Annotated in this window: 17 protein-coding genes; 12 read left to right on the top strand and 5 right to left on the bottom strand. The window is 52.1% G+C overall.

Translation table 11 applies throughout. The annotated features are described in order from the left end of the window. Position 1: 1 nt before the first annotated feature. The 5 genes from murJ to QFZ34_RS14270 all read left to right on the top strand — a co-directional run bounded on the left by murJ (position 2) and on the right by QFZ34_RS14270 (position 4,356). Positions 2 to 1,594 (top strand): murein biosynthesis integral membrane protein MurJ, encoded by a 1,593-nt coding sequence (gene murJ, locus QFZ34_RS14290; RefSeq protein ID WP_307282175.1) that lies wholly within the window; start codon positions 2 to 4, stop codon positions 1,592 to 1,594. Further along, positions 1,594 to 1,980 (top strand): VOC family protein, encoded by a 387-nt coding sequence (locus QFZ34_RS14285; RefSeq protein ID WP_307282172.1) that lies wholly within the window; start codon positions 1,594 to 1,596, stop codon positions 1,978 to 1,980. The genes murJ and QFZ34_RS14285 overlap by 1 nt, the downstream gene beginning before the upstream one ends. Before the next feature lie 87 nt (positions 1,981 to 2,067). Continuing rightward, positions 2,068 to 3,147, top strand: a complete 1,080-nt coding sequence (trpS, locus tag QFZ34_RS14280; RefSeq protein ID WP_307282171.1) for a tryptophan--tRNA ligase — start codon at positions 2,068 to 2,070, stop codon at positions 3,145 to 3,147. 42 nt (positions 3,148 to 3,189) lie between these two features. Further along, entirely contained in the window at positions 3,190 to 3,678 is a 489-nt protein-coding gene (locus tag QFZ34_RS14275; protein WP_008127009.1) for a universal stress protein, read from the top strand. Positions 3,679 to 3,777: 99 nt separating this feature from the next. Continuing rightward, positions 3,778 to 4,356 (top strand): NifU family protein, encoded by a 579-nt coding sequence (locus QFZ34_RS14270; RefSeq protein ID WP_115051546.1) that lies wholly within the window; start codon positions 3,778 to 3,780, stop codon positions 4,354 to 4,356. Positions 4,357 to 4,397: 41 nt separating this feature from the next. Here QFZ34_RS14270 and QFZ34_RS14265 read toward each other — a convergent pair whose 3' ends face one another. The 3 genes from QFZ34_RS14265 to xylF form a co-directional block, all read right to left on the bottom strand. Then, positions 4,398 to 5,177, bottom strand: coding sequence for an ATP-binding cassette domain-containing protein (locus QFZ34_RS14265; protein ID WP_115051547.1), 780 nt, complete (start codon positions 5,175 to 5,177; stop codon positions 4,398 to 4,400). A gap of 14 nt (positions 5,178 to 5,191) precedes the next feature. Continuing rightward, positions 5,192 to 6,499: a sugar ABC transporter permease gene (locus tag QFZ34_RS14260; protein ID WP_115051548.1), complete on the bottom strand. Its 1,308-nt coding sequence runs from the start codon at positions 6,497 to 6,499 to the stop codon at positions 5,192 to 5,194. Between the two features lie 81 nt (positions 6,500 to 6,580). Beyond that, positions 6,581 to 7,624, bottom strand: coding sequence for a D-xylose ABC transporter substrate-binding protein (xylF, locus tag QFZ34_RS14255; protein WP_115051549.1), 1,044 nt, complete (start codon positions 7,622 to 7,624; stop codon positions 6,581 to 6,583). A 207-nt stretch (positions 7,625 to 7,831) separates the two neighbouring features. Between xylF and QFZ34_RS14250 the strand changes: the two genes are divergently transcribed. Genes QFZ34_RS14250 through xylA form a run of 3 tightly spaced genes read left to right on the top strand, consistent with a single transcriptional unit; the run spans position 7,832 to position 11,850 of the window. Further along, the gene (locus QFZ34_RS14250) at positions 7,832 to 9,073 is read left to right on the top strand and encodes an ROK family transcriptional regulator (RefSeq protein ID WP_307282165.1); all 1,242 of its coding nucleotides are present in this window, start codon (positions 7,832 to 7,834) and stop codon (positions 9,071 to 9,073) included. Positions 9,074 to 9,088: 15 nt separating this feature from the next. Next, positions 9,089 to 10,543, top strand: a complete 1,455-nt coding sequence (xylB, locus tag QFZ34_RS14245; RefSeq protein WP_307282162.1) for a xylulokinase — start codon at positions 9,089 to 9,091, stop codon at positions 10,541 to 10,543. Continuing rightward, the gene (xylA, locus tag QFZ34_RS14240; RefSeq protein ID WP_307282160.1) at positions 10,540 to 11,850 is read left to right on the top strand and encodes a xylose isomerase; all 1,311 of its coding nucleotides are present in this window, start codon (positions 10,540 to 10,542) and stop codon (positions 11,848 to 11,850) included. The genes xylB and xylA overlap by 4 nt, the downstream gene beginning before the upstream one ends. A gap of 67 nt (positions 11,851 to 11,917) precedes the next feature. On the opposite strand, the gene QFZ34_RS14235 is transcribed toward xylA, so the two are convergent. Next, complete coding sequence (locus QFZ34_RS14235) at positions 11,918 to 12,667, bottom strand: SDR family NAD(P)-dependent oxidoreductase (protein ID WP_115051552.1); 750 nt, start codon at positions 12,665 to 12,667, stop codon at positions 11,918 to 11,920. Positions 12,668 to 12,789: 122 nt separating this feature from the next. Between QFZ34_RS14235 and glpK the strand changes: the two genes are divergently transcribed. Beyond that, positions 12,790 to 14,280 (top strand): glycerol kinase GlpK, encoded by a 1,491-nt coding sequence (gene glpK, locus QFZ34_RS14230; RefSeq protein ID WP_115051553.1) that lies wholly within the window; start codon positions 12,790 to 12,792, stop codon positions 14,278 to 14,280. Between the two features lie 29 nt (positions 14,281 to 14,309). Here glpK and QFZ34_RS14225 read toward each other — a convergent pair whose 3' ends face one another. After that, a complete protein-coding gene (locus QFZ34_RS14225) occupies positions 14,310 to 16,484 on the bottom strand; it encodes a transglycosylase domain-containing protein (RefSeq protein ID WP_307282155.1) in 2,175 nt (724 codons plus the stop codon). A gap of 203 nt (positions 16,485 to 16,687) precedes the next feature. Between QFZ34_RS14225 and QFZ34_RS14220 the strand changes: the two genes are divergently transcribed. From QFZ34_RS14220 to QFZ34_RS14210, 3 genes are all read left to right on the top strand, one after another. After that, positions 16,688 to 17,419 (top strand): hypothetical protein, encoded by a 732-nt coding sequence (locus tag QFZ34_RS14220; protein ID WP_307282153.1) that lies wholly within the window; start codon positions 16,688 to 16,690, stop codon positions 17,417 to 17,419. Between the two features lie 141 nt (positions 17,420 to 17,560). Next, entirely contained in the window at positions 17,561 to 18,484 is a 924-nt protein-coding gene (locus QFZ34_RS14215; protein ID WP_307282151.1) for a glycosyltransferase family 2 protein, read from the top strand. Positions 18,485 to 18,506: 22 nt separating this feature from the next. After that, complete coding sequence (locus tag QFZ34_RS14210; RefSeq protein ID WP_307282149.1) at positions 18,507 to 19,619, top strand: glycosyltransferase; 1,113 nt, start codon at positions 18,507 to 18,509, stop codon at positions 19,617 to 19,619. Positions 19,620 to 20,020: the final 401 nt, after the last annotated feature.

Below are 20,020 nucleotides of genomic sequence, written 5' to 3'. Positions count from 1 at the left end.
TATGAGCCTCGTCAAGAAATTTGCGACCGTCGCGTCCGGCACATTGATGAGCCGTGTCTTTGGTCTTACCCGCGAAATGCTTATGGCCGCAGCTCTTGGAACGGGTCCGGTTGCGGATGCGTTCAATGCTGCCTTCCGATTTCCCAACACCTTCCGCCGATTGTTTGCGGAGGGTGCATTCAACGCAGCCTTTGTACCTCTTTTTGCAAAGGAAATTGAAGCCAACGGTATGGAGGGGGCCAAGCGGTTTTCGGAAGAAGTCTTTGGCGTTCTGTTCAGCGTTCTGATGGCTCTGACCATTATCATGGAACTGTCCATGCCTCTCATCGTGCGAACCGTGATTGCTCCGGGATTTGTCGATGATCCGCAAAAGTTCGGCAATACGGTTTCGATGGCGATCATCATGTTTCCATATCTGGCATGCATGTCGCTGGCAGCCATGATGGGGGGAATGCTGAACTCCCTTCACCGTTATTTTGCCGCTGCAGTAGCGCCGGTTTTCCTGAATATCATTCTGATTGGCGTGCTCGCCTATGCCTGGTATGCCGGCCATGACGGCATTGCAATTGGCTATGGCCTTTCCTGGGGTGTAATGGCTGCGGGGCTGGTGCAATTGACTATCGTCTGGTTTGCCGTGCGTAAAGCTGGAATATCGATTGGCTTTCGCCGCCCCCGCATGACTGCAAACGTCAAACGACTTTTGGTTTTGGCTCTACCCGCAGCAATTACAGGCGGCATAACGCAGATAAATCTGCTGATAAACACCAATATCGCTTCCGGTAAGGAAGGCGCAATTACGTCACTGGCAAACGCTGATCGCGTCTATCAACTCCCACTCGGCGTTGTAGGTATCGCTGTCGCAACTGTGCTCTTGCCAGAACTTGCCCGCGCCCTTCGCTCTGGAAATTTGAAAGAAGCGGGCAACCTCCAAAATCGTTCGGTCGAGTTCATCTTGTTTCTTACATTGCCAGCCGCTGCAGCGCTTCTGGTCATGTCCGAGCCGATTATTCGGCTCTTGCTCGAACGCGGCGAATTTACCGCTGAGTCAACAAGCCGTGTTGCGAATATTCTTGCGATATATGGTCTTGGCCTACCCGCCTTCGTGCTGATCAAGGCGTTCATACCCGGCTTTTTCGCACGTGAAGATACCAAGACGCCTATGATCTTTGCGGCCGTTTCGGTGGTCATCAATATAGCCATGGCGCTGACACTCTTTCCCATTTTGGCAGAGACAGGCATTGCCACCGCCGAAGTGACAGCTGGATGGGTCAACGCCATCCTTCTGTTTGCTACTCTTATCTGGCGAGGGCATTGGGGACGTGACATCCCGCTTTTGACCCGTATACCGCGATTGATCATTGCCGCTGCCATTATGGCGCTTGCATTGTCCTATGCAATCAAATGGGCGGAGCCCTATCTCGTCGCGCAAGCACCTGTCCATGTTCAGGCAGCTGGCGTTTTCGGTCTCATCTTCATGTCGATGGTCATATATTTCGCATTGGCCTTTGGCAGTGGCGGCGCAAGTCTTGGCATGATCCGCCGCAACGTAAAGCGCCGTGCAAAAGCACCTGAACCACCAGCGGAGAATCCATAATGGCCCGCGGAATTGGACTGATCACACTCGTCGTTGATGACTATGATGAGGCGATTGCCTGGTACACAAATGTGCTGGGTTTTTCCGTTGAGAGCGACACTAAACAATCGGAAACAAAGCGCTGGGTGGTTGTCTCACCGGAAAGAGGTGGCGCAAAGCTGCTTCTTGCTCAGGCTGAAGGCCCGCAACAACAGCAAGCGATAGGCAATCAGACAGGTGGCCGTGTTGCCCTGTTTCTCTATACGGATGACTTTTCAAACGATCACGCGAAAATGCTGCGTGCAGGTGTGAAATTTCCCGAAGAACCAAGACATGAAGCCTATGGCAGCGTAGCTGTTTTCGAGGATCTCTACGGCAATAAATGGGACCTGTTGCAGCTCAAATGATGGTAGGGCTTGAATCCCATGCTTTGCTCTGCCAGAACCGCACGTCATGGCTATCCACCTTGGCCGAAGAAGAATTAAGGACGATTTATGAGCACGTTTGAACCGCTCGTTTTTTCCGGTGTTCAACCAACCGGAAATCTGCACCTTGGCAACTATCTTGGCGCAATCCGCCGTTGGGTCGCTTTGCAGGAAAACAATAATTGCATCTATTGCGTGGTCGATCAGCACGCCATAACGCAGGCGATTTCTGTCTGGGGGGGGCCTTCGGAGCTTTTGCGCAACACGCGTGAGGTTACAGCTGCCTTTTTGGCTGCTGGAGTCGATCCGAAGAAACATATAGTCTTCAATCAAAGCCGTGTTCGCCAGCATTCTGAACTCGCTTGGATATTTAACTGCATCGCCCGGATGGGCTGGCTGAACCGCATGACACAATTCAAGGATAAGGCTGGCAAGGATCGTGAAAACGCGTCCGTTGGCCTATATGTCTACCCCAATCTGATGGCTGCTGACATTCTCGTCTATCGCGCTACGCATGTGCCGGTTGGCGAGGATCAAAAGCAACATCTCGAACTGACCCGTGACATCGCGCAAAAATTCAACACTGATTTTTCCGACCGGATCTCTGAACTTGGCCTTGGAATAGAGACCCAGTCAGGCGACGAAACCATATCAAGCTTCTTTCCATTGACTGAACCAGTCATTGGCGGCCCTGCCGCACGGCTTATGAGCTTACGCGACGGCACCAAGAAAATGTCGAAGTCCGACCCGTCGGATCTTTCCCGAATCAATCTCATCGACGATGCCGATACGATTTCCAAGAAGATCCGAAAGGCAAAGACAGACTCCGATCCTTTGCCTTCCGAAGTCGATGGCTTAAAAGACCGACCCGAGGCGGACAATCTGGTCGGCATTTATGCCGCTTTGACGGATACCGACAAGGAAACCGTACTTCGCAACTTCGGCGGACAGCAATTTTCCATTTTCAAGCCAGTGCTAGCTGAGCTAGCTGTTGAAAAGCTCTCGCCTATCGCTGATGAAATGCGCCGCATTTCCGCTGACCCCGGTTATGTCGACAACGTTCTCAAGGATGGTGGCGAACGGGCTAGTGTCCTTGCGGAAAAGACGATGCATAAGGTTCGTGATATCGTTGGCTTCCTTCAAGACTAGACAAGGCTTGCAGACGATCGACGCTTAAGGCAGGTTGCACAAATGGTATCAAAACGTCTCAGCCGCGAAGCTGGCCATCGCCGTAAATTTCTGGCCATTATTGATGAAACCCCTGAATGTGAGCGGGCGGTTGCTTATGCAGCCCGCCGTGCCAAGACCACTGGGGGTGTTTTGCTGCTCCTGTTTGTCATCGACTCAGCGGACTTTCAAGCGTTTCTCGGAGTTGAGCAAATCATGCGGGCCGAGGCTGAGGAAACCGCAAATTCCACGCTTAGCAAGTTTGCCGCCAGCGTTCGGGAAAGTATTGGCATAGAGTCTGAACTTGCCGTACGAGAGGGGATAACCTCAGAAGAGATCCAAAAACTCATCGAAGAAGATCAGGATATTGCCATCCTGGTTTTGGCTGCCGGTTCCGGCAAGGACGGCCCGGGGCCACTCGTTCAGTCATTAGCAGGTCGGGAAACCTTCTCTATTCCCGTGACCGTCGTGCCCTATAACCTCTCTGACGAAGATCTGGACGCTATTACCTGACGGCATTCTTAAAACGTGATATAATCTTGACTTGAAGAGAATGGTTTAAAGGCCTATATGCCTTTTGAATAGTTCTAAACTAGGGACGCGAGATACGCCATGTTTATCCAGACCGAAGCCACGCCTAATCCAGCAACATTGAAATTCTTGCCGGGAAAGGTGGTGCTTGAGGAAGGCACCGCTGATTTTCGGGATGCAGCTACCGCAGGTGACGCGTCACCTCTCGCTGCCAAGATCTTTGCAGTTCGCGGCGTTTCCGGTGTATTCTTCGGATATGATTTTGTAACTGTGACTAAAACGGATGCGCCCGAATGGCAGCATTTGAAGCCGGCGATCCTCGGCGCCATCATGGAGCATTTCATGTCCGGCGCTCCAGTTATGGCGAATGTGACAGATATTGCTGACAATGCTCAGCGTGAAACTGAAGGCGAGTTCTTCGACAGTGCCGACACCGAGATCGTTGATACGATCAAGGAATTATTGGAAACACGGGTTCGCCCCGCTGTCGCTCAAGATGGTGGCGATATTACATTTCGCGGCTTCGAAAATGGCACGGTGTTTCTCCACATGAAAGGCGCATGCTCAGGCTGCCCCTCTTCCACCGCAACGCTCAAGCACGGTATCCAGAACCTGCTGAAGCACTTCGTTCCGGAAGTTCAACAGGTCGAAGCTATCTGATGTAAAGCTCGAAGCCCGCGCAAGCGGGCTTCTTCTTTATATCAGTTAACGGCGCCTGGTCCAGGAATTGCTCCGGGTGGACATTTGCCCAAGATGATCATGCCGAGCACCTCATCCTCATTTACATCGCCGACCTTTGCGGTTCCGACGACCTGACCATTCTTCATCACCGCGACACGATCTGCGAGATGGAAGACGTCATGAATATCGTGGCTGATAAGGAAAATGCCTATCCCTTCGCTCTTTAGCTGCTTGATTAGCTCGCCGACCTGCGCTGTTTCCTGCGGGCCAAGTGCTGCTGTTGGCTCATCCATGATAAGTATGCGCGCGTTAAAGAGAATAGCTCTCGCAATTGCTACAGACTGACGCTGACCACCTGATAGGGCCTTGACCGGATCCTTAAAGCGTTGAAAGCGCGGGTTGAGACGCCCCATCACTTCTCTTGCACTGTGTTCCATCGCAACATCATCCAGCGTACCCCATGGCGTCATCAGTTCTCGCCCGAGATATAGATTGGCCGCCGTATCCACATTGTCGGCCAGTGCAAGGGTCTGGTAAATCGTCTCAATGCCGTAGGCTTTCGCGTCGCGCGGATTGTTGATCGTGGCCTCTTCGCCACTAACTTTGATCGTACCGCTATCCCGTTTGTAAGCGCCGGATAGAATTTTGATCAATGTCGATTTTCCGGCACCATTATGCCCAAGGAGAGCAACAACTTCCCCCGGGAAAAGATCGATTGATGCGCCATCAACTGCACGGATACCTCCGAAGGCAATTGAGATATTTTCCATATCGATGAGAGCGGTTTGTTTGTTTGTCATAATTTTCTCCTCCCTCAAGCGGTCCGACGGCGATAAATTGTATCAAGCCAAACTGCTATGACGAGCACCAGGCCAACAACGATATTCTGCAATGGAGTGTCGAGGCCCAACAAGACCATCCCGGAACTAAGCGATTGCATTAAAAGCGCTCCGATCATTGCCCCGGCAATCGTGCCCACACCGCCAGCCAATGAGGTGCCACCGATAACAGCGGCTGCAATCGTCAGCAATTCATCCAATGTACCTTGCGCGTTGGTGGCGGCGTTCAGGCGTGCCGTCGAGATGGCGCCGGCTATCGCGCAGAGAATTCCCATAATGATAAAGATTTTCATCGTGACCCAACGCGTATTGATACCCGCAAGGTCGGCTGCTTCCGGGTTACCCCCCATTGCAAAAACGTAACGGCCAAAACGCGTGCGTGTTGTCACGAAAGTCATGATGATGCCTGTCGCCACCGCGATAAGGACTGGTACAGCAATGCCATGGGAAATAAACAACCCACCTTCCGGGATCACAATGCTGTTTGCTTCCGCATATTTACGAACAATGCCTATGGGCCAGTAATAGGCATTTGCGACTGCGACAACGCCCAGCACCAAACCACAAGCGACAAAGCCCATGAATATCTCCGCCCACACAGGGCGACGCGGGAAATTGAAACGTTTCCGCTGACGACGGCTATTAATGATCATGACGACCAAAGCGACACAGGCGACCAAGCCGACAATCCAGCTCCACATCGCGCCAATTGATCCCTCGGGCCCACCGCCCATAAGGCGGAAAGTGGAGTCCATTGGCGCTACGGTTCTGCCGGAGGTTACCCACCACGCAGCACCACGCCAGACCAGAAGCCCGCCGAGCGTTACGATGAATGCAGGGACGCCCATAAATGCAATGATAAAACCTTGAGCGGCGCCGATAATGGCACCCGTTAAAATACCAATGGCAAGGACTATCAGCCAAGTTGCTGAGTGTTCAAACCCCAGCAGTTTGGGTAGAAATTCTGCTTGCGTAACGCCCATGATCATGCCGACAAACCCCAATACCGAGCCGACTGACAGATCAATATTCCGCGTAACAATGATGAGAACCATGCCAGTTGCCATGACAGCCACCGACGAAGTTTGCACGGAAAGGTTCCAGAGATTTCGCGGGGTCAGAAACTGGCCACCAGACAGGAACTGGAAAGCCACCCAGATGATCACCAGCGCCCCTATCATACCGAGGAGCCGCGTATCTAGTTCCGTCGCTTTGAAGAAGCGGGCAACAACACTCAGTTCAGAAGCGCGAGCGCGGTCAAGGCTAATAGCCGGATCACTCATGAAATTTCTCCCAGTTATCTTGTTTGAACGCCGCCGACCCGGAGGATCAGCGGCGTCAAATTTCAGGATATCTTGATCAAACTATTTGCAAGCTGCCACTGCATCGGCTTTTACGCCTTGGCATACGACGTCTTTCGTGACCCAGCCGGCGTCGATGACAACACCCAGATTGTCCTTGGTAACCGGAACTGGTGTCAGAAACACTGCATTGACCTCAACCTTGTTGGCACCGCCAGCAAACTTCTGGACGTTTGGAATTTCTTCCATCTTTTTGCCATCAGCCAATGCCGCCGCGATGTCTGCAGCTTCTTTGCCAAGTTCACGCGAGTCTTTCCAGATTGTCACTGTCTGCGTGCCTAGAGCGACACGATTAAGCGCAGCGAAATCGGCATCCTGACCTGAAACCGGCACGGATCCGGCTAGACCCTGAGCCTGGAGCGCCGCGATGGCACCGCCAGCCGTTCCGTCATTGGCAGCAACAACAGCGTCAATCTTGTTGTCGTTGGCAGTAAGAAACTGCTCCATGTTCTTCTGCGCGTTGGCCGGCAACCAGCCATCTGTATAAGCCTCACCGACATTCTTGATCTTACCGGAATCGATAGCATCTTTGAGTACTTCCTGTGCGCCGGCGAAGAGGAAGTCAGCATTAGGATCGGCCGAGCTGCCCTTGATGAAGGCATAATTGCCTTCTGGCTTTACAGCCAATACGCCGCGAGCCTGCATGCGTCCAACTTCCTTGTTGTCGAATGTGACATAGAACGCATCTTTATTTTCAATCAAACGGTCATAACCCACAACAGGAATGCCTTCAGCGACAGCTTTTTCTACCGCTGGACCAATTGCGCTGGAATCCTGTGCCAAGATGATCAAGGCATTGGCGCCCTGCGAAATCAGGCTTTCTACGTCGGTTAACTGTTTTGCCGCAGACGACTGCGCATCGGCAGAAATGTACTTGTCACCATTTGCCTCGAGAGCCTTCTTGATGGCAGCTTCATCGGTCTTCCAACGCTCTTCCTGGAAGTTCGACCAAGACACGCCGATGATCTTGTCCTTCGCCAAAACAGGTCCTGCAAACGAGACAGCTAGAATCGTTGCCCCCGCCAATGCGGCCGCATATTTCTTCATGATAACCCTCCCAGTGCCTTTAGCACGCTGACTATTTATTGCTGGCTTCACCTCCGCCCAGCAATTAAACCTCTTTATTTCGAGGCTCGAAAAAAATAGTGACTTAAAACTAATTCCGTGTCAACTTGGTTTTTGAAGACGCAAGTCATTGCACTGCAACAACTTTTTTGCGTCGCACAAAAAAAGATTTCGGGAGGAAGTCATTTGTTGCTGGATGAGATTGCGCGACCGGACGATGTCCGCCGTCAGAATCGGCGGCTTATATTGGGGTCCATACGACAGCATGAGCATTTATCCAGAACCGACATCGTGGCCCATACGGGGCTAAGTCCATCGACGGTTTCAGCCATTACTACGGCCCTTATAGCCGAAGGTATTATTGGCGAAAACCGCGGCGGCGACCCGGCTGAAACGAAGCGGGGACGACCTCAAATAGCCTTGGCTTTAAACCCTGAAATCGCAACAGTCGCTACGGTGGAACTCGCGCTCAACCTTATCCATGTCGTGCTGTTCGACTATACTGGCCAAGTCACTGCGGAGCAGTTTCGTCATTTACCCACTTTAGAAGCGACAACCGGCGAGTTGATCGCAACTGTCTCATCCATGCTTGATGAGTTAATCGAAAACAGCCCGAAGAATGCTGGTCCCCTGCTCCACATCTCAATGGGTGTGCAGGGCGTCACAGACGCTGCAAGCTCTGCGATGCTTTGGTCTCCCATTACGCCTGACACAAATATCGCATTCGGCAATGCTCTTTCGCAGCGCTATGGAGTGGGTGTAGCCGTTACCAATGATTGCAACATGATAGCGGAAGCTCTGCGCTGGACTGACCCTCAAAATTATACCGAGGATTTTGCTGCTATTTTGCTTTCTCACGGCATCGGTATGGGCCTTTACTTGAAAGGAAAACCCTTTGTCGGCGCCTACTCCTCCGCATCCGAGTTCGGGCATATGTTGCATGTACCCAACGGAGCGCTATGCCGGTGCGGGCGGCACGGATGTATCGAAGCCTATGCCAGCGACTACGCCATCTTGAGAAACATCGCTGACGAAGATGAAAAAACACAACCTATACAGGGCGTCGACGCCGCAAGTTTCAACAAGGTTGCCGACATTGCACGGGCAAAGGATGGTCCGGAACGTGCGGCCTTCGCCAAAGCAGGACAGGCAATCGGTTCAGGACTACGCAGCCTTTTTTCGCTGATTGACCCCGTTCCCGTTGCGCTGGTTGGCCCGGGCGCAGGTGTTTTCGATCTTCTTGAAAAGGATTTGCGCGCCATCATTTCGGGAACATCCGGCTGGGGCGCGACAGAGGACCTCAATATTCGCTGCTATCCTGATGAACACCCGCTTATTTTACAAGGATGCATGATGACATCCCTGCTTCATCTCGATACGCACATTTTTGCCCCCGGAGATGCCCCGGTCAAACGGGCAATTTCAGCATAGTTCAGGAGAAATCTTATGTATCTCGGTCTCGATCTCGGCACATCAGGTGTCAAGGCGTTATTGATTGACGATGAACAGCGGATCATAGCTTCCGGCAATGGATCGCTGGAAGTCACGCGGCCCCACTCCGGCTGGTCGGAGCAAGACCCTGAGCACTGGATCAGAGCAACAGAACACGCTGTACAGGAACTGCGTGCCAGTCATGGCAAGGAACTTGCTGCCGTAAAGGGCATCGGTCTTTCGGGTCAAATGCACGGCGCAACGCTACTCGACGCCAATGATCAGGTGTTACGCCCATGTATGCTTTGGAACGATACACGAAGCCATAAAGAAGCAAGCACGCTTGATGCAGATCCGAGATTCAGGGCGCTCACGGGCAATATTGTTTTCCCGGGCTTTACGGCGCCAAAAGTGGACTGGGTTAGAAACAATGAGCCAGATATCTTCAGTAAAACCCGCCATATTCTTTTACCAAAAGACTATTTGCGCCTTTGGTTGACGGGCGAGTACGTCTCGGAAATGTCGGACGCTGCGGGCACATCCTGGTTGGACGTTGGTAAGCGCGCTTGGTCGCAAGAACTTTTGGCCGCCACAGAACTAAGTCTCGATCATATGCCGTCGCTGGTGGAAGGCACAGATGTCTCCGGCACATTAAAATCCGATATTGCTTCGCGTTGGGGAATGAAAAGTAACGTCGTTGTTGCTGGTGGAGCCGGCGACAACGCAGCATCCGCATGTGGCATGGGAACTGTTGGCGAGGGTCACGCTTTCATTTCTCTAGGCACGTCCGGTGTGCTTTTTGCCGCAAACAATGCCTATTTGCCCAATCCGGAAAGTGCCGTGCATACGTTTTGCCATGCATTGCCGAATACATGGCATCAGATGGGGGTAATTCTGTCGGCTACCGACGCGTTGAACTGGTATGCCGGGATAACCTCGCGCAATGCAGCTGAGCTCACAAACGAGCTTGGGCCAGATTTACGGGAACCATCAGGCGTCACGTTCCTTCCCTATCTTTCCGGCGAGCGCACTCCGCTTAACGACTCCTCTATTCGCGGGTCGTTTTATGGGTTGGAGCACGCAAGTGACCGCGCAGTATTAACACAAGCCGTTCTGGAAGGTGTGGCCTTCGCATTTTGCGACTGTTCGCGTGCATTGGCGGCGGCGGGCACACAGCTTGAACGCGTTACGGCTGTCGGCGGCGGCTCGCGCTCAACCTATTGGTTGAAAACCATAGCGACGGCGCTCAATATCCCAGTTGACGTGCCAGCAGACGGCGATTTCGGCGCAGCTTTCGGGGCAGCGCGTCTCGGATTGATCGCCGCCGAGCAAGTTAACCCACGTGAAATATGCGTCGCGCCTTCAACCGCCTCGACCATCGAGCCAGAAACAAAACTGACCGCTCAATTTGATGCGGCCTATCATCGTTATCATAATCTATATCCAGCATTAAAAGGAGTTCAGTCATGAACAGCGGATTTTTCGGCGACACCAAACCAGTCAAATATGAGGGGCCGGACAGCACAAATCCGCTAGCCTACCGCTTCTACAATGCGGATGAAGTGGTTTTGGGGAAACGCCTTGAAGACCATTTGCGTTTTGCCGTTGCCTATTGGCACTCCTTTGTCTGGCCGGGCGGCGATCCGTTTGGTGGGCAGACATTCGAGCGCCCCTGGTTTAATGAGACCATGGAAGGAGCGAAACTGAAAGCAGATGTTGCCTTCGAAATGTTCTCGATTCTGGGCGCACCTTATTTCTGTTTCCACGATGCCGATGTGCGCCCGGAAGGCGATACACTTGCAGAAAGCAACAAGCGCCTCCATGAAATAGCGGACTATTTTGCCGGGAAGATGGAGAAGACTGGAACAAAGCTTCTCTGGGGCACAGCTAACCTCTTTTCCAACCGCCGTTATATGTCAGGTGCCGCAACCAATCCCGATCCAGACGTATTCGCCTATGCCGCCGCAACGGTGAAAACCTGCATCGACGTTACGCAGAAGCTCAAGGGCGAAAACTACGTTCTCTGGGGCGGTCGCGAAGGCTACGAAACGCTGCTGAATACCGATATGAAGCGCGAACTCGACCAGATGGGACGTTTCCTGAGCCTTGTCGTCGATTATAAGCATAAGATTGGCTTCAAGGGCGCCATCCTTATTGAACCGAAGCCACAAGAGCCGACCAAACATCAGTACGACTATGACGCGGCAACTGTTTACGGCTTCCTCAAGCGCTTCGGTCTTGAAAATGAAGTGAAGGTCAATCTGGAGCAGGGTCATGCCATTCTTGCAGGCCATTCCTTTGAGCATGAACTTGCGACTGCCTCGGCTCTGGGCATCTTCGGTTCAATCGATATGAACCGTAATGACTATCAGTCCGGCTGGGATACAGACCAGTTCCCTAACAACGTTCCGGAAGTTGCGCTGGCATATTTTGAAATTCTCAAAGCAGGAGGATTTACGTCGGGTGGCACGAATTTCGACTCGAAATTGCGCCGCCAGTCACTTGATCCGCAGGATTTGTTGATTGCTCATATTGGCGGCATGGACACTTGCGCTCGTGGCCTCAAGGCGGCAGCAAAGATGATCGAAGACAAGGTGCTGACAGGGTTTGTCGATGAGCGTTATGCTGGCTGGTCAAAGCCGGAAGCCCAGCAAATGCTTTCGGGCAAGCTTTCGCTTGAGGACATTGCGAACAAAGTTGAGGGTTCAGGACTGCAACCGCAACCGCGCTCCGGACGTCAGGAATATTTGGAAAATGTAGTCAATCGCTACGTTTAAACCACCAAAGATAAAAGCCACGTCTAATAAACAAGCTCTCATATGAGAGCTTGTTTATCCTTTAGAATCAAACGTGTTGGCCACCATTGATGTGTATTTCCGAGCCGGTTACATAAGATGAGGCCTCGGAACAGAGGAAGAAGATCGTTTCGGCAACTTCGGCTGTTTTGCCAAGCCTGCGAAGCGGCAAATGCTCTACCAGCTTGTCGGTTCCGGGAGAGAGAATTGCCGTATCGATCTCGCCAGGCGCGATGGCATTGACTCGAATTCCGTGGGGACCGAAGTCGGATGCCATTTCGCGGGTCAATGACGCCAAAGCTGCCTTGGATGTAGCATAGGCTGTACCTGCAAATGGATGTACGCGACTGCCGGCAATTGATGTCACGTTCACCACAGAACCTTTTGCAGTGGCCAACTCATTGAACAGGCCACGCGCCAGCATGATTGGGGCAAAGAAATTTACCTGGAACACGCTCATCCAGGTCTGCATTGGCGTTTCAATGGAATCGAGACGATTACCCGAGCCATTCTTTGGTGAAATACCCGCATTGTTGACTAGGGCGTTAAGCATCCCGCCTTCGACCTTAAGCCGCTGCCTGATCTCCGACACCGCATGATCTACATCAGCAGGATCAGCAAGATCGACCTTGATATGATCGTCTGGACCAGCAGGCCAAGGGCAGTTGTCATCGAAACTCTGGCGAGAGCAGGTGATAACGCGCCAACCTGCACGCGAAAAACGCTTAACAGTTGCGTGGCCAATACCGCGGCTTGCGCCGGTCAGTACGAGGACCTTGCGAGGTTCTTTTTCACTCATGAGAAATTCTCCGTTGGAGACTCCATAGCCGATCAGCAGTTGAATATCGAGGCATAACATTCGCGGCGTTATTGATCCCGTTGAACGAAATCAATAACGTCGTTCAAAACGCGGGAGGAAGCATGAACGGATATATATTGGCCATCGACCAGGGCACGACATCAAGCCGCGCAATCATTTTTGATAAGAGCCGGAAAGTTGTCGGCAAAAGCCAACAAGAATTCACGCAAATATATCCGCAGTCTGGCTGGGTTGAGCACGATCCTGATGAAATCTGGCAATCCGTTCTGGCAACTTGTGAAGTTGCTATCGAGAATGCAAAAATCCAAGCAGGCGACGTTGCGGCAATCGGCATTACCAATCAGCGCGAAACGGTGATCGTCTGGGAAAAGGCAACGGGCAAACCGATACACAACGCCATAGTTTGGCAGGATCGCCGAACCGCTTCCCTTTGCCAAAAGCTGAAGAAGCAAGGGCTGGAAAAGAAATTCACCCGGAAAACGGGCTTGCTGCTCGATCCCTATTTTTCTGGCACCAAGCTTTCCTGGATTTTGGATAAAGTGCCCGGTGCCCGCAAGCGCGCAGCCAATGGCGAACTGCTTTTCGGTACAATCGACAGTTTTTTGATTTGGCGACTGACTGGCGGCAAGGTTCACGCGACAGATGCCACCAATGCCTCACGCACGCTGCTTTTTAACATTGCTACCAATGAGTGGGATGACGAACTGCTCGAAATTCTCCGTGTTCCTCGTGCAATGTTGCCGGAGGTTAAAGACTGCGCGGCAAATTTCGGCTCGGCGGAAGCGTCTTTATTTGGCGCAACAATTCCAATTCTCGGTGTTGCCGGTGATCAACATGCAGCGACCATTGGCCAAGCTTGTTTTGAACCGGGAATGTTCAAATCCACTTATGGTACGGGCTGTTTTGCCTTGCTCAATACGGGCAGCGATATGGTGATCTCCAAAAACCGGCTCCTGACAACCATCGCTTATCGTCTCAACGGCAAAACGACCTATGCGCTGGAGGGTTCGATTTTCATTGCAGGTGCGGCGGTGCAATGGCTGCGGGACGGGTTGAAAATCATTGGATCCGCGCCCGAAACCGGTAAGCTCGCTGATCAGGCAGACCCGAGCCAAGATGTTTATCTCGTTCCCGCCTTCGTAGGGCTAGGGGCACCCCATTGGGACGCAGAAGCACGTGGCGCGATATATGGACTGACCCGAAACTCTGGCCCTGCGGAATTTGCAAGAGCCGCGCTGGAATCTGTGGCCTATCAAACGCGCGATCTCCTTGACGCCATGCGAAAGGATTGGAAGACTTCTGACACCAAGACCGTGCTGCGCGTCGATGGCGGGATGGTCGCCTCGGACTGGACCATGCAGCGCCTTGCCGATATTCTTGATGCGCCCGTGGATCGACCAACCATTCTCGAAACAACGGCACTTGGCGCAGCATGGCTTGCCGGCTCCAAGGCGGGCATATGGCCAAACCGCCGCGAATTCTCCAAAACATGGGAAAGAGACACGCGCTTTATACCGAAAATGGATGAGAAGACCCGCAAGGCCAAGATTGCCGGATGGAAGATCGCCGTGAAAAGAACCCTGACAAGTTAGTTCCTGGCAAGACGCTTGGTATCGCTCGTTCAATTTCCCATGATGAGATCGAACAGCGTTGTCTTGCGACCTGCCTGACCGTTTTGACCCACGTCTCCCGGTGGAATAGGTCTCGTAGATCCAGTCTGGTCGCCAAGTCCAACCTGCGTGCCGGGGTCGAGTTGTGCTGATGGAGCTGAAGGATCAACACCCGAATCAGGCAAAATATCATTGCCCTCTTCGATCAATTTATCGAGGCGATAATCTCCGGGAAGCGGTGCGATGGGAACGCCCTTATGGGCTGCCACCATGAAATCTTTCCAAGCGATTGCCGGTAACGATCCGCCGGTGATCTTCTTCGTTGGCTTGCCGTTATCGTTGCCGAACCACACGCCTGTCGTCAGATTGGACGTATAGCCAATAAACCAGGCATCACGGAAGTTCTGGCTGGTTCCGGTCTTGCCAGCTGCCGGCCAGCCAAATCTTGCCTTGGTTGCCGTGCCAGTCTCGATAGTCTGGCTCAACATGGCGTTCATCATGCTGAGATTGCGCGGGCTTACAACACGGTCCGGTGTCGGCCCCTTATACTCAAAAAGCAGCTTACCGCTATTCGTGGTGACACGGCGAATAATGTGGACAGGCGCCTTGTAGCCTCCATTGGCAAATGGGACAAAGGAATCTGTCAGTTCCAACAAAGTTACTTCAGATGTGCCGAGGGCCAGCGAAGCATTTGACGTAAGGCTGGAATCGATGCCAAGACGATGAGCCGTTGAGACAACGGTTGCAGGTCCCACTTCCATGACAAGTTGCGCAGATACGGAATTGAGCGAGCGGGCCAGTGCTTCAGCCAATGTTACTTTGCCAAAATATTTTCCATTGTAATTTCCTGGTGTCCATTTGCCGATGCGGATTGGCGCATCATTGCGAATAGATTCCGGCGTAAGTCCCTTTTCCAAAGCAGAAAGATAAACGAAAGGCTTGAAGGCCGATCCCGGCTGGCGCTTTGCCTCGCTGGCCCGGTCAAACTGACTGTTGGCGTAATCATACCCGCCTACGAGAGCGCGCACGGCGCCTGTTCCATCAACTGAGACCAGCGCGCCTTGCGAAACATTCAACTTCTCACCGTTTTTACTGATGAGATCGCGGATCGATGCTTCTCCCAACTTCTGCAAGCCAAGATCCACAGTGGTATCAACCACAATATCATTCGATACATCGCCGATTAGATTTGGCAACTCCTCCATGACGCGGTCAGCAACATACTGTTCTGATCCTGACCAATAGGAAGCGGCGCGTGCTGTAGGCTGCTTCATCGCCACATCCAATTCGTCAACGCCGATCATGCCTTGCTCACGCATTGCAGCAAGCACCAATTGCGAACGTTCGCGGGCAGCTTTTGGATCACGTGCAGGTGACAAACGCGAAGGAGCCTTGAGCAGACCCGCAAGCAGCGCAGCTTCTGGCAAGGTCACTTCTTTGGCTGATTTGTTGAAGTACCGGTGCGATGCAGCGGCCACACCATAAGAGCCAGACCCCAGATAGACCCGATTAAGATACATCTCCAGGATTTGTGTCTTGGTATATTTCTGCTCCAGCCACAGCGCCAGCAATACCTCCTGAACCTTGCGTTCAAGGGTGCGATCAGGTGTCAGGAAAAGATTCTTGGCCAACTGCTGGGTGATCGTCGAGCCCCCCTGTACCAAGCGACCCGAAATCACATTGGTTACCATCGCCCGGGCAAAGCCAATAGGATCGACGCCAAAATGCGAATAGAACCGGCGATCTTCAATGGCAATAACCGCCTCAGGTATATAGGGCGACATATCATGCAGCCCGATTGCCTCTCCGCCCGAAGCGCCACGATTGGCAATCAATTCGCCTTCCACGGAAACTATCCTAACGTTGGGTGCACGGTCAGGAATGGTCCATGTCGTCGTCTGGGGCATCTTGGCGGCGAAATAGAGAACCGTGGCTGTCAGAGCGATTCCACCCCAAATGCATAAAACAAACGACCAATAAACTGCGCGGCGCAGCAACCCAATAAATCCACTGCCGTTTTTGCCGCGGCGTGAGCTGCTACGCTTTGACTTTGAGACTTTGCGCACTGCCGATTTGCGTTTTGCCACGGGCCTATCCTCCGGATCTGCACGCATGTCATCGCTCGAATCCCGACCGGAGCCAAAGCCGGGTTCGATGCGTTGCCTGCCTTTATCGCGTGGTGCCATTGATGATAAATTCCGCGCCGTTGTACCCATCTGGAGTGATAGCCACGCGTTGCAGAGTAAATGCGGCGATTTAAGGTGCGGTTAAGGACCAGTGAAGTTAAATTCGTTTAACAAAACAGCGGCGCGAAGACAGGCCAGCCAAAGCAGCTCTATCGTGTGCAGTTGCAGTTTTTGCAACTAATACACTAAAGGGTTGCGATAGTGTGCAGCTTCCTTTAGGTCTCGGCGCTTCGCTGTCTTATAAGGTCCGTGACATGGAACAGGCAAAGTTCACAACGGGTTTCGCGCTGCTTTTACTGGCTGCACTCGTTATCAACATCGGTTATTTCGCGTTTTCAATCGACCCACTGGACGTTTCTGTTTCGCTGGATGAGTCGGGTGCGATTGAAACTTTCCAGCTGGCATATATCGCCGGTGCAACTGCCCTGTTCTTCATCGCAGGCCTGCTCCAGCATAAAGCTGGCCGAATGTTTTCCATTGGCATGGCTGTGCTTTGTATCGTTTTTTTCCTGCGTGAGCTTGAGGTTGATCGCGTGGGTCCAATAACGACCTATATGAACAGCAAAGTATTCCGTATTCACGAAGCTGTTATAATAATTGCGGTGGCATGTGTTTATCTGGCCTTTCGCTGGCGGACAGTTGGCGAAATTGCGCGATTTGTTTTCAGCAAATCTGCTTGGCCATTCTACGTCGCGGCAATTTTTCTTCTTATTGGTGCCTATTGTGATTCACAGCACGGCACAGTTTCCATGCAGATAAAAGAAGAGATTGCGGAAAGCGCAAGCTATCTTGCATTAATGGTTACAGCGGCGGGCCTGTGTTACCAGCATTCTCGCCACAGTGAGCATAAGAATGGAATTAATGCCTTGATTATAAGCATTTTTATGTTGGTATTGGTGGGCGCATATGCACATGGTCTTTACGTGCTGACATAAAACTCAATACCGCAATCGGACACGCTTTTTACATTGTCAGAAACGAATTTGGCATTTCCCGACAAGGGCTCACCGGCAATCGAACGCAGTCTTTTTCAAAGGCTGAGGAGCCGTCTGGATTCGTGGCGGATCGAGACGCGATTGAAGCGCCGAAAAAATAATGTTGCCGCGATATCACCTCTTGGTTCTGGAATGCGCCCGTTACAGAATACGGACATTCCACTCATTTTCCTGACGCGCAACAGCGTAAATTTCCTGCCCTCATTTCTGTCTCACTATCGCAAAATTGGTGTCACACGCTTCCTATGTATCGATGATAATTCGTCTGATGCTACCCGGGACATATTGCTGCAACAGCCCGATGTCGATCTCTTCAAGTCACCCCTACGCTATGGGGAAGCTGACCGTGGGAAGCTCTGGAGACATGAACTTCTGAAACTGTATGGAATCAATCGCTGGTATCTTAATGTCGATTGCGATGAATATTTCATTTATGACAATTGCGAAGAAGAACCGTTACCGGAGCTCATTGCAAATCTTGAGCTAAAGGGCATTAGGCATTGTCCAGCGCCCATGATTGACCTTTATCCTTCGGGCCCGCTGTCATCGGCAGTATTCGATGGTTCCAGCGAGATCATGCCTTGGAAAATTGCCGATATGTTTGACGCGTCCGGCTATCGCATGAGCGCGGATAACCGTTTCATGTCTTTAACGGGTGGCCCCCGCGGACGTATTCTCAAGGAACATGTTGAATTGATGAAATACCCGCTTCTATACGTGGAGACGACGATGGCGTTCGCTTCCAGTATTCACAAGCCATTGCCATTCTATCGCAATTTTTCTCCTATTTATGGCTCGCTATTGCATTTCAAATTTTTCAGTGATGCCTTGCTTTTCGCGCAGGCCGCTGTTGCGGACGCGCAATATTATGGTGGCTCACATGTTTACAAAAACGTGATTGACGTGCTTGGTGCCGAAGAAAATGTGAGCTTGATTGGGCCGGACTCCATAAGGTTTCGAGATTCCCGTCAATTTACAGAGCTGGGACTCTTCGCGCGCCCGTGATGCTCCGATAGGACGATGGCTGATGCGTTTTCTTTTTATTATCGCAGATCTCGGGCCGAACGGAGTCACCTATTCGCGACTCCGTTATGCAGGGGAGTTGGCGCGTCGCGGCCACGAGGTCACGATTTTGGCACTTGTAGATGGCGAGACGAGGCCCATCCCAGACGGGGTTGAATTTGAGGTTTTGGATCGCTCGACGACCAGGCTAAGTGGTTTCGTTCAACAGATAAAATCCGCGTTACGTCTGCGGCAGTGGTTCAAACAGGCCTCACGCCTTCAGCCCTTTGATTTTGTTTCTTCTTCGCTCACGCCGGCTGACCGCGTTGTAGCCAGAGCCGGGCTGATAAACGTACATCATTGGATACATATTGCGACATCAGAGCTTATTGCGGGCGTGTCCGATCTTCGAAAACGGCGGCGGCGCGCGCGGCTTTTATCTAGTATCTATCACGGAAAACCGGTCATAGGCGTATCAAAGGGCGTGATTGACGATCTTGCAAAACTGGATGCCATCCCATCCAGCGCAACGCTGATACATAATGGCTACAATGTTGAACACATACGCAAATTGGCAGCTGAAAAGCCTGCCGATTTGCCCTCCGAACCGTATTATATCCATGTGGGCCGATTTGCTGCGGCCAAACGCCATGACGTGCTGTTCGAAGCGTTGAAGGGCAGCGGATCAACACGCAGGCTCTTGCTTTTGACTGATAAGCCCGATGAAGCCATGCAACTTGCGCGGCAATATGCATTGGAAGACCGAGTGGCTGCCCTTAACTTTCGCGACAACCCCTTTTCCTATATGGCGCGCGCAGACGCTTTATTGCTGTCATCCGATTTTGAAGGCTTTCCAAACGTTCTGGTCGAAAGTCTTATCTCGGGAACGCCTATCATATCCACCGATTGCCCCTATGGACCGGCAGAGATCCTCACAGACTCCTACGCACAATGGCTCGTTCCCACCGGCGACGCCCAAGCGCTGTCCGACAAAATCGCGCTTTTCGAAACTTTACCATATAAAGTTGAGCCTTGGCTTTTTCAGCGCTTCACTCTTGCAGGTGCGATGAATCAACTTGAAGAACTTGCCCGCATGCCGGAAAAGCCATCTTTGGGACAATTTCGTCCGCTGCTTTGAATGACCTGCCGCCAGTTGAGAAATCCATCTGCTGGGGTTAATCTTGCGTATCAATGAGGAATGTTCATGCGCCTTATCATGCTTGTAGTTCTCACGATTGGAATTAGCGGATGCGGTGGCGGTGCCATTAAGCGCCTCAGCCCCTCACCCGACTCAGAGGCGCAATACCGTCTTGGCGGGTGCCAGTTACGGGGACACGGGGTATGCAAGGACAGCCAAGAATTTGAAAAACAATCTCCGGCTGCTCAATAGCAAAAGATTATTATTTGCAGGCTCTTGAATATTTCTTTTATCAGCTATACTTTAATCCTTGCGTAACGAGCGGTTCTCCTCCCATTTTTCGCTCGTTGCGTGTTCCCCTCTGGACGCATTAGCGTTCACAATTCGCCGGGCTCTTGCCC

It is taken from the genome of Phyllobacterium ifriqiyense (assembly GCF_030817885.1).
Lineage (GTDB): Bacteria > Pseudomonadota > Alphaproteobacteria > Rhizobiales > Rhizobiaceae > Phyllobacterium > Phyllobacterium ifriqiyense.
This window is presented reverse-complemented; position numbering and strand designations above follow the sequence as displayed.

Coding starts and splice junctions, on each gene's coding strand:
- murJ (WP_307282175.1), top strand. CDS start 2: ATGAGCCTCGTCAAGAAATTTGCGACCGTCGCGTCCGGCACATTGATG.
- QFZ34_RS14285 (WP_307282172.1), top strand. CDS start 1,594: ATGGCCCGCGGAATTGGACTGATCACACTCGTCGTTGATGACTATGAT.
- trpS (WP_307282171.1), top strand. CDS start 2,068: ATGAGCACGTTTGAACCGCTCGTTTTTTCCGGTGTTCAACCAACCGGA.
- QFZ34_RS14275 (WP_008127009.1), top strand. CDS start 3,190: ATGGTATCAAAACGTCTCAGCCGCGAAGCTGGCCATCGCCGTAAATTT.
- QFZ34_RS14270 (WP_115051546.1), top strand. CDS start 3,778: ATGTTTATCCAGACCGAAGCCACGCCTAATCCAGCAACATTGAAATTC.
- QFZ34_RS14265 (WP_115051547.1), bottom strand. CDS start 5,177: ATGACAAACAAACAAACCGCTCTCATCGATATGGAAAATATCTCAATT.
- QFZ34_RS14260 (WP_115051548.1), bottom strand. CDS start 6,499: ATGAGTGATCCGGCTATTAGCCTTGACCGCGCTCGCGCTTCTGAACTG.
- xylF (WP_115051549.1), bottom strand. CDS start 7,624: ATGAAGAAATATGCGGCCGCATTGGCGGGGGCAACGATTCTAGCTGTC.
- xylB (WP_307282162.1), top strand. CDS start 9,089: ATGTATCTCGGTCTCGATCTCGGCACATCAGGTGTCAAGGCGTTATTG.
- xylA (WP_307282160.1), top strand. CDS start 10,540: ATGAACAGCGGATTTTTCGGCGACACCAAACCAGTCAAATATGAGGGG.
- QFZ34_RS14235 (WP_115051552.1), bottom strand. CDS start 12,667: ATGAGTGAAAAAGAACCTCGCAAGGTCCTCGTACTGACCGGCGCAAGC.
- glpK (WP_115051553.1), top strand. CDS start 12,790: ATGAACGGATATATATTGGCCATCGACCAGGGCACGACATCAAGCCGC.
- QFZ34_RS14225 (WP_307282155.1), bottom strand. CDS start 16,484: ATGGCACCACGCGATAAAGGCAGGCAACGCATCGAACCCGGCTTTGGC.
- QFZ34_RS14210 (WP_307282149.1), top strand. CDS start 18,507: ATGCGTTTTCTTTTTATTATCGCAGATCTCGGGCCGAACGGAGTCACC.